Origin of the sequence: Rahnella sp. Larv3_ips (assembly GCF_003697865.1) — a bacterium.
Classification (GTDB): Bacteria; Pseudomonadota; Gammaproteobacteria; order Enterobacterales; family Enterobacteriaceae; genus Rahnella; species Rahnella rivi.
The window spans coordinates 525374-540993 of sequence record NZ_MJIB01000005.1 but is presented as its reverse complement, the minus strand read 5'-3'; the positions used below and the strand labels follow the sequence as shown (position 1 = coordinate 540993).

Genomic DNA, 15620 nt, shown 5'->3' with positions numbered 1-15620 from the left:
CAATCGTTTACGTAGCGGGGCTGTATCAAACCGGGTGGTATTTGTGCCACCCGATTTCTTCCTGCACATTTAATTTCCCCTTTTCCCCACTGTTTTATTTCATTTAATGCCTTCTGACCTAAAATTACGTCCTTGCGCGGATGGTATTAACCGCGCGCGCTGGCTAGTCTTTATAAAAACAGTCTGGAGGTGGAGTATGCGTTGGCAAGGGCGTCGCGAAAGCGACAATGTGGAAGACAGACGCGGACAGGGATCCAACTCCGGTGGTGGTCCGGGCGGTGGCGGAATGCGTCTGCCGATCCGTGGGAAAAGTGGCATCGTGATTATTATCGTGGTGCTGGTCGCCGGTTATTACGGCATTGATCTGACACCGCTTATCGATGGCGGGCAGTCAGGTGGTGTGCAAAAGCAGACACAATCGCAATCCATCAGCCCGAAAGATGATGAGCAGGCGAAATTCACCTCGGTGATCCTCGCTTCTACGGAAGACACCTGGAAAGAAATCTTCCAGAAACAGGGGATGACTTACCGCGAACCGAAACTGGTGATGTACCGTGGCGCAACCCGCACCGGCTGCGGTACCGGCCAGTCGGTGATGGGGCCGTTCTACTGCCCGGCGGACAGCACGGTGTATATCGATCTCTCCTTCTATCAGGAACTGCAGAACAAACTGGGCGCGGGCGGTGATTTTGCACAGGGTTACGTCGTGGCGCACGAAGTCGGCCATCACGTACAAAATCTGCTGGGCATTGAACGCAAGGTGCGCGAGATGCAGCAGGGCGCATCGCAGGCGGCGGTGAATCAGCTGTCGGTGAAAATGGAACTCCAGGCTGACTGCTACGCCGGCGTCTGGGGCCATGCCATGCAGCAACAAAATGTGCTTGAAGAGGGCGATCTGAAAGAGGCGCTGGACGCCGCGCAGGCGATCGGCGATGACCGTCTGCAACAGCAAAGCCAGGGGCGCGTGGTGCCGGACAGCTTTACGCACGGCACATCTCAGCAGCGGTATACCTGGTTCAAGCGCGGTTTCGATACTGGTAATCCCGATCAGTGCAACACCTTCGCCAGCCGCTGATTCTGCCAAATGCAGGCTATTCAGTTCTGGTCTGGCTGCAAAAACTGTTCAATAATCAATGACCGATTCAAAAGGCTCCCCGGAGCCTTTTTTACTTCCTGACAGGAAAACGCAGGGAACGCTATGGCTTTTCTCGATCCAACCCTTTTGATCTTACTGGTGTTTGCCGGGCTCGGCATTATCAGTCACAACAGCGCGGTGACTATCGCGATGTTTTTCCTGCTGACGGTACGTATCACGCCGCTGAACAACTTCTTCCCCTGGATAGAAAAATACGGCCTGACCATCGGCATTATCATTCTGACTGTCGGAGTGATGGCGCCTATTGCCAGCGGAAAAATCAGTGCCAGCACCATTGTGCATTCCTTCCTGCACTGGAAATCTATCGCCGCTATTTTGGTCGGCGTGCTGGTGTCGTGGCTGGGTGGGCGCGGTCTGACGCTGATGGGAACGCAGCCCCATCTGGTTGCCGGTTTGCTGGTCGGCACCGTGCTCGGCGTCGCGCTGTTTAAAGGCGTGCCGGTCGGGCCGCTGATCGCCGCCGGTTTACTGTCGATGCTGGTAGGGAAAAGCTGACATGCCCGCCGCGTCCCTGACCTCATTACAGCATCAGATGCAGCACCAGGGTGTGCGGCGTTTACTGGTGTTTAGCGGGGAAGCGGGCTGGTGTGAAGAACAGGCCAGACATTTATCGGCAGGCTGCGAAGGCGACTGGGTGTGGCTCAGTGATTCGCCGCCCGCCGGAGTGAACGCCTGCTCAGCCTCTGCGGCCCGGACGCTGCTGGGTCAGGACGTTTTACACGGCATTTTTGATGCGCGCAGCGGGCTGGATGTCGAGGCACTGGCTGCATTTTCCGGCACGCTGAAAGCCGGAAGCTGGCTGATTTTGCTGGTGCCGCCTTGGCAGCTTTGGGCGCAACAGCCCGACAGCGACAGCCTGCGCTGGAGTGAACAGCCGCAACCGATCGCCACGCCCCGTTTTATCCATCGTTTTCAGCGTTTGCTGCAAAACGCGCAGCACGTTGCACTGTGCAGACAAGACACCGATTTTGAACTTTCCCCGTTGCCCGTTGCGGCGCGGTGGCTGCCGCCAGATGGTCAGCCAACGCCGCAGCAGCAGACGATTCTGCAACGGCTGATGCAGGCAAAATCCGGTGTGTGGGTGCTGACTGCGCCTCGTGGCCGTGGCAAATCAACGCTGGCAGGTATGCTGACTGCGCAGTGGTCGGGCACCTGCTGGGTGACGGCGCCGGGCAAACGTTCGGTTGATCACATTCTTTGTCATGCACCGGAGTCGGTACGGTTTATTGCGCCTGATGCTCTGCTGACCTTGTGTCGCGAAGGGGCGGTCAACGGCGCTGAATGGCTGATTATCGACGAAGCCGCAGCCATCCCTGCGCCGATGCTTTCGGTAATGGTCAAAGTTTTCCCGCGTGTGTTGCTTACCACCACGGTGGAGGGTTACGAAGGCACCGGGCGTGGTTTTTTGCTGAAGTTTTGTGCATCACTGCCGCAATGGCACGATCTGCGGCTGCGCGCACCGATACGCTGGTCGGAACAGGATCCGCTCGAGCCATTGATCAGCGAACTGCTGCTGTTTGAAGAACATCTGCCAGACGTGCATAACACCGGTGAAACGCCGGAAATTTTCCCGGTTGATGCCGCTCGCTGGTGTCAGGAGCCCGCGCTGCTAAAGGATTTTTACGGCCTGCTGACCAGCGCGCATTACCGCACTTCACCGCTGGATTTGCGTCGTTTACTGGATGCGCCGGGGATGACCTTCAGCGCCGCCAGACAAGGTCCGACGTTAACCGGTGCGCTGTGGCTGGTGGATGAGGGCGGACTTAGCGAGGCGCTGGCGCAGGACGTCTGGGCGGGGCGGCGGCGTCCGCGCGGCAATCTGGTGGCGCAGTCGCTCGCGGCTCACGCAGGTTTCCCCGAAGCCGCCGTATTACGTTCACGGCGCGTCAGCCGGATTGCGGTACATCCGGCACTGAGGCGGCAGGGGATCGCCCGCCATTTACTGGCGGAACAGCAAAAGTGTGCGCAGCAGGCGGGGCTGGATTTTCTGTCGGTGAGTTTCGGTTATACCGAAGAACTTGCCGCGCTGTGGCGTCAGGCCGGTTTTCAGCTTGCGCGTATCAGCACGCAGAAAGAAGCCAGTAGCGGATGTTATGCCGCGATGGCGATATTACCGCTCAGTTCTGCGGGGCATGAACTGGCTCAGGCAGCATTAAATCAGCTTCACCGTGACTGGCGCTGGCTGTCGACATTGACCGATATCCGGCTGCCGTTCCCGCCTGAGGGTGACACCCGAATGAATGACGCCGACTGGCGCGAACTGGCCGGATTTGCCTTCGCGCATCGTCCTGCACAAAGCAGTCTTCCCGCCCTCAGCCGCCTGCTGATGTCCAGCCCGCTGCCGCTGCAGGCGCTGCGTGCCTGGTTACAACAGGGAAAAAGCACCGCGGAAATCGTGCAAATGTTGCAACTAACCGGCCGCAGGGCGCTGCTCGCCCGCTGGCGAGAGGAAACGCAGCAGGCACTCAAAGCCTGCGGACGGAGGGAATAACGGGCAGATTTCATTGCAAAAAATGGAAAGACTCATTCAATAAAACCCGATTTCACTCACCGGCAGGCGGCGTATAGTGACGCCATTAACCTAAAACGAGAGAAACCCATGAGCTCAGAACAGATTATCGTCCAGCAGCCGGAAGCGCGTGCTAACCAGCTGATTTTATTATTTCACGGCGTGGGCGATAACCCGATTTCGATGGGTGAAATTGGCAAGTTTTTCGCCGTCTCTTTCCCGCAGGCTCAGGTCGTCAGCGTCGGCAGCCCGGATATTTGTGACTTTGGCCGTGGGTTTCAGTGGTTCTCTGTACAGGGCGTGACGGAGAAAAACCGCCAGCCGCGTATTGATGCCGCGATGCCGCTGTTTATTGAGATTGTCCGCGACTGGCAGCAAAAAACCGGTGTCACTCCTGAAAATACCACGTTAGTCGGTTTTTCACAGGGCACCATCATGGCGCTGGAATCCACCAAAGTGGAAGAACATCTCGCTTCGCGCATTATCGCTTTCAGTGGCCGTTTCGCTAATCTGCCGGAAAAACCCATTGCGGCAGGCACTGTGGTGCATTTTATTCACGGCGAGCAGGATCCGGTGATCAATCCGTTCCAGTCCAGAAGTGCGGCCGAACGGCTCAACGCTTTAAGCTGCGCCTGTACCCTGAATATTCAGGCGGGCATGGCGCACGGGCTGGATTCGCACATGATCAACACCGCCATTTCGCATTTGCAGAATGACGAGCCACCGGTGCATTGATCAAAAAAGGCAGCCAGTTTGGCTGCCTTCGTTTTTAACTGCTTTTACTTCTTCTTCGGCCATTCATCATCTTTGTCCCACTCGGCATTATTATCGCGATGCGGTGGAATTTCGGGTTTGTCGTTGAGGTATTTTTTCACATCAACGCGCCGCAGTTCCTTCACACCGCTGATCAACATACCAATCAGAATGATCAAAATGATCCACCAGTAATCTTTAATCCACTCCATGGCGTGCTCCTTAAATGTTGTTTGTTGGTAGGGCGATGAATCTCGGGAAGAGGGTGGCCATCTCACTGATAACCCAGTCAGAACCCGCCACATCTTGCCCTTGCCATGCACTGATAAGCACCTCCGGCGTCAGTTGTGATGCACACAACTGCGCCAGCGGGCGATAACTCAGGTGCCAGGGTTCAACAGCTACCCCGCCACGGTCTTCAGCATACGGACGATAAAAACCAAACTCCGCCATATGGTCTGACATCCAGTTGTTCAGCGAATAAAAATACCCGCCTTGCTCATATTCCCACGGCTCCAGCTGTAACGTCTGGCCGGCAGGCACCCGATGCGGATCGTACACATCCAGATCGCTGCCCCAGTGGTGGCGGCTGGCGCCCGGCAATGCCGACCAGCGCATGATCAGTTCGCACCGCTGTGCGGCAGACAATCCGCTGACGTCTGCTGGCTGGCTGTCCTTATCTAATACTGGTCGCTCACCGCGAAATTTTCCATTCCAGATAGCCAGTTGGCGATCAAAATCACGAAAGGTACTGGCTGGCTGGAGATCAAATCCCGCTTCACGCGCTGCCTGCTGCATCCGGGCAAACGCCTCCGCTGCCTCTGGCTGCAAACGGTGTGTCCCGTCGCCCAATGTGACCAGGTGAGCGGTTGAGCGTCCGGTCAGCATCTCTTGGGTTATCATGCGACTAACTGCTCCATGATGCGCTGATACATTCGGCTGAGAACCTGAAGATCGGCGGCATGAACGCATTCGTTGATTTTGTGAATGGTGGCGTTTACCGGCCCCAGTTCGACCACCTGCGCGCCCATCAGTGCGATAAAGCGTCCGTCGGAGGTTCCGCCGGTGGTTTGCAGCTCGGGAGTCATCTCAGTGTAGTGACGAACCGCGTTAACCACGGCTTCGACCAGTGCCCCGCGTGAGGTCAGGAACGGCTGGCCGGACACCACCCAGTTCAGGGTATATTGCAGATTATGGCTGTCCAGCAGCGCGGCGACGCGCTGTTTGATGATTTCATCGGTCAGTTCGGTGCTGAAGCGGAAGTTAAACTGCACATACAGCTCGCCGGGAATGACATTGTTGCTGCCGGTACCGGCATTGATATTGGCGATCTGCATGCTGGTTGGCGGGAAGAATTCATTGCCATTATCCCACAGGGTAGCCACCAGTTCGTTCAGCGCAGGCATGGCGCGATGCACCGGATTGTCAGCCAGATGCGGATAGGCTACGTGGCCCTGAACGCCGTGAACGTGAAGGTTGGCGGTCATGGAACCGCGACGGCCATTTTTCACAATGTCACCCACGCGGGTCGTGCTGGAAGGCTCACCGACCAGACAATAATCCAGGCGTTCATTACGTTCCATCAGCGCATTGACCACTTTTACCGTGCCGTTGACCGCGCTGGCCTCTTCGTCAGAGGTAATCAGAAAGGCAAGTCGCCCTTTGTGATGCGGGTTGGCGGCCACAAAGCGTTCTGCTGCAACCACCATCGCCGCCAGCGAACCTTTCATGTCCGCCGCGCCGCGGCCATAAAGCATGCCGTCGCGCAGGGTGGGTTCAAACGGGCCGGTGACCCAGAGTTTATGATCGCCGGTCGGCACCACGTCGGTATGTCCGGCGAAGGCCAGCGTTTTGCCTTCACCGCGCGTCGCCCAGAAATTCAGGGTATCGCCAAAATGCATCGGCTCAACGTGGAAACCAATGGCCTCGAGGCGGGCGATCATGATCTCCTGGCAGCCTGCATCGTCCGGGCTGAGTGACGGACGACGGATCAACTGTTGGGCAAGATCGACAACGGGACAGCTCATGTTATTTTACCTCCGCAAGGAATTGCTGATAGCTCTCTGGTTTAAATCCCAGCAGAGACTGGCCATTGGGTGCCAGTAAAAAAGGGCGTTTGATGACAGCCGGATGCGCGAGCATCACCGCTTTAGCGCGGGCTTCATTGTCACAGCCTGCGCGGGTTGCTTCATCGAGCTTGCGCCAGGTGGTGCCACGGGTGTTTAGCATCGCTTCCCAGCCCTGTTTGTCGATCAGGTTCTGCAACAGGCTGTCATCCAGCCCCTCAACCCGGTAATCATGAAACTGGCAACTGACACCGTTTTCTTCCAGCCAGCGACGGGCTTTTTTCACGGTATCGCAATTTTTAATGCCATAAAGAATAAATGGGGCTGAAGCCGAAGTCGTTGCCATAGAAAAACGTAACCTGTCAGTAATTATGAACTTTTCACCAGCACAGAATGCGGGCGCGAGGATAGGGCACATAATGAGGCAAAACGCGGGCAGGATCCAGACGGGGCGGGATTGTGATCCAGGTTATATAAGCGGTCGGTATAATTTGTTTGTTTAAAATATAACCGTATAATCCCCTCGTCCAATCAAGGGGAGCAAAATGTTAGAGCAAGAATTAGGAAACTGGAAAGACTTTATCGACCGTATGTTGAACGCGTAACAGCCACACCGTGACAGTAAAAACATAGCCGGTAAAGCACACAGATTTATTCTCAGTGTCAGCACGTCATTATAAAAAACGTTTGTTCAGGAAGACCATTACGTCCAGTTAGCGACGGTTCTCACAGCCAGTAAATCAATAATAAAAAAGGCGTTAATTCTCATTAACGCCTTTTTTGTCGACTTTTTTTACCGTTATTTGAGTTCTGCCGGTGCTGTCTCAACGATATCGGCTATCACCGGTTCCGTGGTTTTCCCCGGAAACCGGCGGCGGATCAGCACGAAGAACAACGGCACGAAGAAGACTGCCAGCACGGTCGCGGAAATCATCCCGCCGATGACGCCGGTACCCACCGCGTGCTGGCTGCCAGAACCTGCGCCGGTGCTGGTCGCCATCGGCAGTACGCCGAAAATAAAGGCCAGCGAGGTCATCAGGATAGGGCGCAGGCGCATTCTCGAGGCTTCCAGCGTAGCTTCTAACAGTTCCCGGCCCCTGACGTTCAGATCATTGGCAAATTCGACAATCAGAATGGCGTTTTTCGCCGACAGCCCGATGATGGTCAGCATCCCGACCTGGAAATACACGTCGTTTTCCAGCCCGCGCATCCAGGTGGCAATCACCGCACCGAGCACGCCGAGCGGAACCACCAGCATGACTGAGAACGGAATCGACCAGCTTTCATAAAGTGCCGCCAGACACAGGAACACCACCAGCAGGGAAAGGGCATACAGCGCAGGCGCCTGTGAACCGGATAAACGCTCCTGATACGACAGCCCGGTCCATTCGAGGCCAATCCCGGTCGGCAATTTCGCCACCAGTTTTTCCATGGTATCCATCGCCGTACCGCTGCTGACGCCTTCTGCCGGTTCCCCGACAATCTCCAGCGCGGAATATCCGTTGTAGCGCTCAAGGCGCGGCGAGCCTGTCAGCCAGTATGATGTGGCAAACGCGGAGAACGGCACCATGGTTCCTGTGGCGTTTCTGACATACCAGCGGTTAATATCGTCCGGCAGCATACGGAATTTTGCACCGGCCTGAACGTAGACTTTTTTGACGCGGGCGCGATCAACAAAGTCGTTGACGTAAGTCGACCCCCAGGCGGTGCTCAGCGTGCTGTTGATATCTGTGATCGACACCCCCAGCGCCTGCGCTTTGACCTGATCGATGTCGATTTGCAACTGCGGGCTGTCATCCAGACCGTTATGACGCACGCGGATCAGATTGCTGTCTTTGGCGGTCATATCCAGCAACTGATCACGCGCTGACATCAGTGCCGCGTGGCCCAGCCCGGCGTGATCCTGCAATTCCATGTCGAAACCGGTGGCGCTGCCGAGGCCGTTAATGGCCGGCGGACTGCTGGCGATCACTCTGGCTTCGGTAATCTTACTGAATTCTTTGGTGGCCTTTTCAATCAGCGCAAAGGAGGAGTCATCCGCACCTGTACGCTCATCCCACGGGGTCAGGCGCACGAACATACGAGCGACATTCTGCCCGTTACCGCCCGGCCCTGCGCCGATGGTGGAAAACACCGAAAGCACATCTTTTTTATCGGTTTTCAGGAAGTAGTTTTCGACTTTCTCGACCACTTTTTGCGTTTGCTGCAGTGTCGAACCCGGCGGTAACTGCACCTGAACCGTGAAGACACCACGGTCTTCCAGCGGCAGGAACGAGGTCGGTAACTTAATAAACATAAATGCCAGCAACGCGACCAGCGCGGCATAACACAGCATCCAGCGCAGGCTGTTGCGTAAAATCCCCGCCACGCCGTTTTCATAGCGGCGCGCGTTGCGGTCAAACATGCGGTTAAACCAGCCAAAGAAGCCGCGTTTGCCGTGATGATGCCCCTTCGCAATAGGTTTCAGAAGGGTTGAGCACAGCGCCGGTGTCAGCGTCAGCGCGACAAACACCGACAGCACCATCGCTGACACAATCGTGATGGAGAACTGACGGTAAATTGCGCCGGTGGTGCCACCAAAGAACGCCATCGGCACGAACACGGCGGAGAGCACCAGGGTGATACCGACCAGCGCACTTTGTATCTGCCCCATCGATTTACGCGTAGCGTCTCTGGGGCTGAGGCCTTCCTCGCTCATCACGCGCTCAACGTTCTCCACCACCACAATGGCATCATCCACCAGCAGGCCGATCGCCAGTACCATCGCAAACATGGTTAAGGTATTGATGCTGTAGCCGAACTGATGCAGCACGGCAAAAGTGCCGAGAAGCACCACCGGCACGGCAATGGTCGGGATCAGCGTTGCGCGGAAGTTTTGCAGGAACAGGTACATCACCAGAAACACCAGCACGATGGCTTCAAACAGCGTTTTCACCACATCAGTGATCGCCGCTTTAACGAACGGCGTGGTTTCATACGCCACTTCCGCTTTCAGGCCGTGAGGGAAGTAATGCGAAAGTTCTTCAAGGCGCGCGCGCACCGCTTTATCGGTTTGCAGTTCATTCGCGCCGGACGCCAGTTTTACCCCCATACCGGACGCGGCCTGGCCGTTGTAGCGGCTGAGCAGGCTGTAGTTTTCAGCCCCCAGACCAATTTCTGCCACATCACCCAGTTTGACCTGCGAACCATCCTTATTCACTTTCAGCGTGATCTGGCGAAATTGCTCCGGCGTCTGTAATTGCGATTGCGCATTGATCGTGGCATTCAGCGCCTGGAAATCGACAGAAGGTGCGCCGCCAAGCTGCCCGACCGCTACCTGACTGTTTTGCGCTTTGATCGCGGTGACCACATCGGCAGTGGTCAGCTGGTAATTAGTGAGTTTGTCCGGGTCAAGCCAGATCCGCATGGCGTACTGTGAACCGTAAGCATCAATGCTGCCAACGCCGTCCACGCGGCTCAGCGGATCCTGAATGTTCGAGGCCACATAATCGGCGATATCCTGCTTATCCATACTGCCGTCGGTGGAGACAAACGCCACCATCATCAGGTTGGTATCACCGGTTTTCGAGACGGTCACCCCCTGCGTTTGCACATCCTGCGGCAAACGTTTCAGCGCCTGTTGCAGCTGGTTCTGCACCTGTTGCAGCGCTTCATTCGGGTCAGTCCCGGCGGTAAAACTCAGTGTAATCTGCGATTTACCGTCATTACTGCTTTGCGAAGACATGTACATCAGATTGTCGAGGCCGGTCATGTTCTGCTCGATAATCTGGGTAACCGTATTTTCTAATGTTTGTGCTGATGCGCCGGGATATGTTGCCGAGATGCGAACATTAGGAGGGGCGAGATCGGGATATTGTTCGACCGGCAAAAAGTAAATCGCCAGTGCGCCGGACAAAGACAGAATGATCGCTAATACCCAGGCAAAAATCGGGCGATCGATGAAAAAATTGGCCATGCGTCAAAAACCTCGTTATCACTCTGGCGGGAGTGACTCACATCAGCAAACAAACAGAATGTCAGTAATCTGACAAAAAAATCCACTGAGAAGATTTTCCCAGCGGCAGTACTGTCCAAACAGGACGGAGTGAATGTTAGAGTGTCGTTCTACGTCTAAGCACTTTACCTTCTCAGGGCGAATAAAACGTGGAGAAATAAAGGAGATAATGTAAAAAAGCCCACCTGAACACGGGGTTATATTTCACCAGACAGTCTACGCTTTTGATGGATCCTTTTAATGACAACGCCCGGAGCGTTCAACATGATGTTAAATTCGGTGTTTGCCCGCCGCCTCTACCTTTGCTGGTTGCTGGACAACGAACAAAAACCCAACGTGCCGAAGCTGATGGAAATCACCGGCTGGCCGCGCCGCACCTTGCAGGATGTACTGAAAGCGCTGCCGGGAATGGGCGTTGAACTGGATTTTATCCAGCAGGGAATACGCAATAATGACGGCTACTACCAGCTTTCCAGCTGGGGGCCACTGGACAGGCAATGGATTGAACGCCACCGCGAACAGCTTATCGCGGCAATAGCGCAGGGTTGAGTATGGCGGGAGAAGTAGAATCCGGCTATGATGCCTGGCTTCTCTCACCACTTCTGAGCGGGGGCATTGAATGTCATCTCACGACACTTTTTCTCAAGAAACAGCATCTGACCCAACATCTTCCAGAATCGAAAATGTCCAGAGCGAGTTGCTCTCTGACAACTGGTATGTTCTGCGTAAATTCTCCTACGACTTAATCAAACGCAATGGCGAACGCCAGCCGCAAACCCGTGAAGTGTATGACCGTGGGAATGGCGCGACGATCCTTCTTTACAGCAAAATCAAAAAAACCGTCCTGCTGATCAAACAGTTTCGTATGCCGACCTACGTCAACGGCAACAGCACCGGAATGCTGCTGGAAACCTGCGCGGGCCTGCTGGACAACGATTCCCCGGAAGATTGCATCCGTAAAGAGGCGATCGAAGAAACCGGTTTTGCAGTCGGTAAAGTCGATAAACTGTTCGAGGCTTACATGTCGCCGGGCAGCGTGACGGAAATCGTGCACTTTTTCGCGGCGGAATATGATGAGTCGCAGCGTCAGAACGCCGGCGGTGGGGTCGAGGACGAAGACATCGATGTGTTTGAGGTGCCGTTCAGCCAGGCGCTGGCCATGATCAAAGACGGGCGTATCAAAGACGGTAAAACCATCATGCTGTTGCAATACGCCCAGATTCAGGGATGGATGGCCTGAACCGTTCCGGTACGTTCAGCACTCATTTCAGCACTTAAGAATGAAGAAGGCACCCGAGGGTGCCTTTGTTGTTTTTGCATGACGCTAAAAGCGTTACTGCACCGTGGCGACCGCGGTGGTGCCAGCCTGCTTCTTGATCGCTGACCACGGAAGCACCGACCATTCAGGCCCTTCGCACGAGCGCTGAACACGGGCAAAACTCGGATCAAAATAGAGCCCGGCAGGGGTGAAATACCACGCCGGGAACTGCCAGATTTCCGGTTGCGAGTAATCGCAATCGTCATCACTTTCTTCGGTCGGTTTCTTCATTTCTGCCGGATGCGCCAGCGTCAGCTCTTTAACCAGCCAGGGTGCCCATTTCTTGTCGCGATACTGAGCAAAGGTGTCGAAATCGACATCATTTTTCCCGGTGGAGACGCCATCTTCTGCATTGAGATAATGGAAAGGGGCACCTTCGCCGACCCAGACCACATCTTCCAGCGTCAGCGATTCTGCCGTTTTGGCATTCATATTCACCGGCGCTTCACCGAAATCAGGGTGCGCGCCACCGCAATCGTAAGAGGTGAAAATACTGATACTGACGATGTCTTTACTCAGGTATTTCGGCGTCACGGTTTGCATATATTCACCCTGACCGAAGCGGCTTGCGCCGAGCATACAGGCATGCCAGCCGCTGACTTCCTGCCACAGGCGGGTGCGCAGCTTCTGATTGATCGCGTGCAGCTCGGCATCAGGGTAGCCGGAGGCAATTTCGAACAACGTAATTTTGGATTGCGGCTCCGTCCACCATTGCAGCTGATACCCCATGAAATTTTCGCTTTTACCGGCGGTCAGCTGCAGGCCTGAAAGGCGTAAAAACTCATAAGGTTCGATGTGAGCAAGTGCGGTCAGCCAGGCATCATCGGTGGTGACGGCAGGTAACTGCGCAGGTTGCAGTTTCACCGGCAAGGTTTTGCCTTGCGGATTGGTCCAGCTCCCTTGCCAGTTGCCTTTCTCATCTTTGGTCAGGGAAAACTCAGGGCGCGGGGTGTCATCAAAATCATCCAGACCTTCCTGAAGTTTCAGCTCCTGCCCGTCCAGCGAGCCATTAAGCGGCAGGTCGAGACGGTATTTTTGATAGAAGTAACGGCCCGTCACTTCATCGGGTTTATTTAAATCCAGCTCGACCACAATACTGGTTTTACCCAGCGTACCGGAATACACCACAGGTGGCTCTTCAGCCAGAGCAGGCAATGCAAGCAGGGCTATCAACCAAATCCACAACTTCATCAGTATCTCCCAGAGAAATAAATCATCCTTTGCGCCATTATTTTTTCGTTATAGGCAATGACGTGCGAAAGCCAGTGTACTGAAAGTTTCGTTACGTCACCATTACGTGATCTGATAAGTAGAAAAAAATTATCGTTTGCCCAAAAAAGCCATCGGGAAAGGTATCTCTTTCTAATTTCGAATAAAAAAATGCTGGTTTGTTAGCAGTCTCCCGGCGGAGGTTACGCTATTATCAGGGAGATAACTTAGAGAAGAGCTGAGACTCATAATGTGCAGATGGATGACCTCCCCTTTATGCCTGCTGGCCGGAATGCTGGCTTTTAGCGTGCAGGCCGAGCCGATACAGGCAATGTATAACGACTGGCAGGTGAGCTGCGATAACCTGAACCACTGCGCTGCGCGCAACAGTCAGGATGGTCAGGAACTGGTGATGAAAATCACCCGCGAAGCCGGGCCGGAGGGCAAATCAACCCTCAGTATTGATTACCAGCGTAACAGCGACGAGCAAAGCAGCGATGCGCCGATTGCCGGGCGTTTGCAGATGAACGGAAAAACGCTGAGTTTTAATCACCGCGAATGGGATATCAGTAAAAAGCACCTTTCGGGCAGTAACCGTCTGGTAGTCAATGATTTCATCGCCGCCATTCGTGAAGGCAGCAGCATTCAGCTGGCAGGTAAATCGGATCCCGCGCAACCGGTGAAACCGATGATTTCGCTTAAAGGGTTGAAAGCGGTGCTGCTGGCCATCGATGCCCAGCAGGGGCGGGTCGGCACCAAAACGGCCTGGGCCAGCCGGGGCACGAAACCGGCGAATACCGTGCCACCTGCGCCGGTCGCGCCGGTATTGCCACGTTTTAGTGAACCGCACGCCTTGTCCGAGAGTGAGATCTCAGCCATCACGCAGAACGCTGCGACCACCATTGAGAACAATGATTGCAGCCTCGATCCCTCAGAACGTGAAGTGCATATTTTCGCCCTGAGCAACGAGAAGGCGCTGATGACCGTCAACTGCGACATGGGGGCTTACAATCTGTTTGCTCTGGGATTTGTGGTATCGCGTCAGGCACCTTACAAAATGGAAAATCTCGCGCTGAACATGCCGTTCAAACTGGGTGAGGATGAACAGGCGCCCGAGCTGATTAACGCAGATTTCGACCCGAAAACCGGCATGCTTTCGACCTATGATAAAGGCCGTGGGATCGGAGATTGCGGCGTCGCCTCGCGCTGGGTGTTTGATGGCAAAGCGTTCAGGCTGGCGGCATTTTCGTCTGAACCCGCCTGTGACGGCTACAGCAGCGGCGGAGAATGGCCGGTTCTGTGGGTGACCCAGGCGCCTTAATTCTCGCTGCGGCGTTATGTTGCGGATAAAAAAATGCCCTGTGAGCTTACGCTTTCAGGGCATTTTCTTTTATCGCGGTCTGCGTCGTTGAAACGTTATTCAACAGACGCTTTGACGACAACCATATTGCTGGCGAATTCGACTTGCTGATCGGCAACGATTTTGCAGCGCTTACGGGTTTCTACTTTACCGTTGACCTTCACCTGGCCTTCAGCGATGACCGACTTAGCGGAACCGCCACTGTCACACCAGCCCATAAATTTGAGCAGGTCGCACAGTTCAACGTGCGGGTGCTTTTCGAGAAAAAAAGTTTCCATGTATTCCTGACTTTGTGTTTGGTACGAATGAATTAAGACTTAATGGCGCTGATGTCATGATATTCCTCACACGCCTGCAAGGTATTTTGAATCAGCGTCGCGACCGTCATCGGGCCTACGCCGCCCGGCACCGGTGTGATAAAGGAAGCACGCTCAGCGGCGGCATCATATTCCACATCGCCGACAACTTTACCACTTTCCAGACGGTTAATACCGACATCAATGACAATCGCACCCGGTTTAATCCATTCACCCGGAATAAAGCCCGGTTTACCGACCGCCACTACCACCAGATCGGCATTTTCAACGTGATGACGAAGATTTTTAGTGAAGCGGTGCGTGACGGTAGTGGTGCAACCTGCCAGCAGCAGTTCCATGCTCATCGGACGGCCCACAATGTTCGATGCGCCGATCACTACGGCGTTCAGCCCGAAGGTATCAATACCATAACGTTCGAGCAGGGTGACGATGCCGCGCGGCGTACAAGGGCGCAGCGTGGGAGCGCGCTGACACAGGCGTCCGACGTTATACGGATGGAAGCCATCGACGTCTTTGTCCGGATGAATACGTTCCAGAACCTTGATGTTATCGATGCCCGCTGGCAGCGGAAGTTGCACCAAAATGCCGTCGATTTCACCGTCGTTATTCAGATCGTCGATCAGTTTCAGCAGTTCGCCTTCAGAGGTGGTGGCGGGCAAATCGTAAGAGCGGGAGATGAAGCCGACTTCTTCGCATGAGCGACGTTTGCTGGCGACATAAATCTGTGATGCCGGGTTTTCACCGACCAGCACCACGGCCAGGCCGGGAGCGCGTTTACCTTGCGCCAGTCGTTGTTGCACACGCGCCGCCACTTCGCTTCTGACTTGCTGCGCAATCGTTTTACCGTCAATAATCTTTGCTGCCATCGGGGAATAAATCCATCAATTAAAAAATGCAGGGGATGCGCCTATTTTGTCAGAAGCGGCGGGCGCTGTCAG

The 15620-nt window shown here is 54.9% G+C and carries 16 protein-coding genes; 8 read left to right on the top strand and 8 right to left on the bottom strand.

Going from position 1 to position 15620, the window contains the following annotated elements:
• Positions 1-196: 196 nt before the first annotated feature.
• The 4 genes from ED901_RS11430 to ypfH all read left to right on the top strand — a co-directional run bounded on the left by ED901_RS11430 (position 197) and on the right by ypfH (position 4400).
• Positions 197-1075, top strand: a complete 879-nt coding sequence (locus ED901_RS11430) for a neutral zinc metallopeptidase (protein WP_056771347.1) — start codon at positions 197-199, stop codon at positions 1073-1075.
• A 123-nt stretch (positions 1076-1198) separates the two neighbouring features.
• Positions 1199-1651, top strand: coding sequence for a DUF441 domain-containing protein (locus tag ED901_RS11425; RefSeq protein WP_056771350.1), 453 nt, complete (start codon positions 1199-1201; stop codon positions 1649-1651).
• Position 1652: 1 nt separating this feature from the next.
• Complete coding sequence (locus ED901_RS11420; RefSeq protein WP_122095968.1) at positions 1653-3647, top strand: tRNA(Met) cytidine acetyltransferase TmcA; 1995 nt, start codon at positions 1653-1655, stop codon at positions 3645-3647.
• A 108-nt stretch (positions 3648-3755) separates the two neighbouring features.
• The gene (gene ypfH, locus ED901_RS11415; RefSeq protein WP_122095967.1) at positions 3756-4400 is read left to right on the top strand and encodes an esterase; all 645 of its coding nucleotides are present in this window, start codon (positions 3756-3758) and stop codon (positions 4398-4400) included.
• A 44-nt stretch (positions 4401-4444) separates the two neighbouring features.
• Here the strand turns inward: ypfH and ED901_RS11410 are convergent, their stop codons facing one another.
• Genes ED901_RS11410 through ED901_RS11395 form a run of 4 tightly spaced genes read right to left on the bottom strand, consistent with a single transcriptional unit; the run spans position 4445 to position 6830 of the window.
• Entirely contained in the window at positions 4445-4630 is a 186-nt protein-coding gene (locus ED901_RS11410; RefSeq protein WP_056771358.1) for a YpfN family protein, read from the bottom strand.
• Between the two features lie 10 nt (positions 4631-4640).
• Positions 4641-5306: a M15 family metallopeptidase gene (locus tag ED901_RS11405; protein ID WP_205965099.1), complete on the bottom strand. Its 666-nt coding sequence runs from the start codon at positions 5304-5306 to the stop codon at positions 4641-4643.
• Positions 5307-5317: 11 nt separating this feature from the next.
• The gene (gene dapE / locus ED901_RS11400) at positions 5318-6445 is read right to left on the bottom strand and encodes a succinyl-diaminopimelate desuccinylase (RefSeq protein WP_056771365.1); all 1128 of its coding nucleotides are present in this window, start codon (positions 6443-6445) and stop codon (positions 5318-5320) included.
• A gap of 1 nt (position 6446) precedes the next feature.
• Positions 6447-6830 (bottom strand): ArsC family reductase, encoded by a 384-nt coding sequence (locus tag ED901_RS11395; protein ID WP_122095965.1) that lies wholly within the window; start codon positions 6828-6830, stop codon positions 6447-6449.
• A 199-nt stretch (positions 6831-7029) separates the two neighbouring features.
• On the opposite strand from ED901_RS11395, the gene ypfM reads away from it, so the two are divergent.
• On the top strand, positions 7030-7089 hold the full coding sequence (ypfM, locus tag ED901_RS25610; protein WP_112168684.1) for a protein YpfM: 60 nt from the start codon (positions 7030-7032) through the stop codon (positions 7087-7089).
• Between the two features lie 194 nt (positions 7090-7283).
• Here the strand turns inward: ypfM and acrD are convergent, their stop codons facing one another.
• Complete coding sequence (gene acrD, locus ED901_RS11385; protein WP_056771372.1) at positions 7284-10439, bottom strand: multidrug efflux RND transporter permease AcrD; 3156 nt, start codon at positions 10437-10439, stop codon at positions 7284-7286.
• A 303-nt stretch (positions 10440-10742) separates the two neighbouring features.
• Here acrD and ED901_RS11380 point away from each other — a divergent pair, with 303 nt between their 5' ends.
• Entirely contained in the window at positions 10743-11027 is a 285-nt protein-coding gene (locus ED901_RS11380) for a helix-turn-helix domain-containing protein (protein WP_056771375.1), read from the top strand.
• 70 nt (positions 11028-11097) lie between these two features.
• The gene (nudK, locus tag ED901_RS11375) at positions 11098-11718 is read left to right on the top strand and encodes a GDP-mannose pyrophosphatase NudK (RefSeq protein ID WP_122095964.1); all 621 of its coding nucleotides are present in this window, start codon (positions 11098-11100) and stop codon (positions 11716-11718) included.
• Between the two features lie 93 nt (positions 11719-11811).
• On the opposite strand, the gene ED901_RS11370 is transcribed toward nudK, so the two are convergent.
• Positions 11812-12987, bottom strand: a complete 1176-nt coding sequence (locus tag ED901_RS11370; protein WP_122095963.1) for a hypothetical protein — start codon at positions 12985-12987, stop codon at positions 11812-11814.
• Positions 12988-13267: 280 nt separating this feature from the next.
• On the opposite strand from ED901_RS11370, the gene ED901_RS11365 reads away from it, so the two are divergent.
• Positions 13268-14326, top strand: a complete 1059-nt coding sequence (locus ED901_RS11365; RefSeq protein ID WP_240993914.1) for a DUF1176 domain-containing protein — start codon at positions 13268-13270, stop codon at positions 14324-14326.
• Positions 14327-14421: 95 nt separating this feature from the next.
• Here ED901_RS11365 and ybcJ read toward each other — a convergent pair whose 3' ends face one another.
• Positions 14422-14643, bottom strand: coding sequence for a ribosome-associated protein YbcJ (ybcJ, locus tag ED901_RS11360; RefSeq protein WP_056771387.1), 222 nt, complete (start codon positions 14641-14643; stop codon positions 14422-14424).
• Between the two features lie 32 nt (positions 14644-14675).
• Positions 14676-15548 (bottom strand): bifunctional methylenetetrahydrofolate dehydrogenase/methenyltetrahydrofolate cyclohydrolase FolD, encoded by an 873-nt coding sequence (gene folD, locus ED901_RS11355; protein ID WP_056771390.1) that lies wholly within the window; start codon positions 15546-15548, stop codon positions 14676-14678.
• Positions 15549-15620 lie beyond the last annotated feature (72 nt).

What these genes read in the sequence shown, in the direction of transcription:
- ED901_RS11425 (WP_056771350.1), top strand. Translation starts at nt 1,199, where the DNA reads ATGGCTTTTCTCGATCCAACCCTTTTGATCTTACTGGTGTTTGCCGGG.
- ED901_RS11395 (WP_122095965.1), bottom strand. Translation starts at nt 6,830, where the DNA reads ATGGCAACGACTTCGGCTTCAGCCCCATTTATTCTTTATGGCATTAAA.
- ED901_RS11380 (WP_056771375.1), top strand. Translation starts at nt 10,743, where the DNA reads ATGATGTTAAATTCGGTGTTTGCCCGCCGCCTCTACCTTTGCTGGTTG.
- ybcJ (WP_056771387.1), bottom strand. Translation starts at nt 14,643, where the DNA reads ATGGAAACTTTTTTTCTCGAAAAGCACCCGCACGTTGAACTGTGCGAC.
- acrD (WP_056771372.1), bottom strand. Translation starts at nt 10,439, where the DNA reads ATGGCCAATTTTTTCATCGATCGCCCGATTTTTGCCTGGGTATTAGCG.
- ED901_RS11430 (WP_056771347.1), top strand. Translation starts at nt 197, where the DNA reads ATGCGTTGGCAAGGGCGTCGCGAAAGCGACAATGTGGAAGACAGACGC.
- ypfH (WP_122095967.1), top strand. Translation starts at nt 3,756, where the DNA reads ATGAGCTCAGAACAGATTATCGTCCAGCAGCCGGAAGCGCGTGCTAAC.
- folD (WP_056771390.1), bottom strand. Translation starts at nt 15,548, where the DNA reads ATGGCAGCAAAGATTATTGACGGTAAAACGATTGCGCAGCAAGTCAGA.
- dapE (WP_056771365.1), bottom strand. Translation starts at nt 6,445, where the DNA reads ATGAGCTGTCCCGTTGTCGATCTTGCCCAACAGTTGATCCGTCGTCCG.
- ED901_RS11410 (WP_056771358.1), bottom strand. Translation starts at nt 4,630, where the DNA reads ATGGAGTGGATTAAAGATTACTGGTGGATCATTTTGATCATTCTGATT.
- ED901_RS11370 (WP_122095963.1), bottom strand. Translation starts at nt 12,987, where the DNA reads ATGAAGTTGTGGATTTGGTTGATAGCCCTGCTTGCATTGCCTGCTCTG.
- ED901_RS11420 (WP_122095968.1), top strand. Translation starts at nt 1,653, where the DNA reads ATGCCCGCCGCGTCCCTGACCTCATTACAGCATCAGATGCAGCACCAG.
- ED901_RS11405 (WP_205965099.1), bottom strand. Translation starts at nt 5,306, where the DNA reads ATGCTGACCGGACGCTCAACCGCTCACCTGGTCACATTGGGCGACGGG.
- nudK (WP_122095964.1), top strand. Translation starts at nt 11,098, where the DNA reads ATGTCATCTCACGACACTTTTTCTCAAGAAACAGCATCTGACCCAACA.
- ED901_RS11365 (WP_240993914.1), top strand. Translation starts at nt 13,268, where the DNA reads ATGACCTCCCCTTTATGCCTGCTGGCCGGAATGCTGGCTTTTAGCGTG.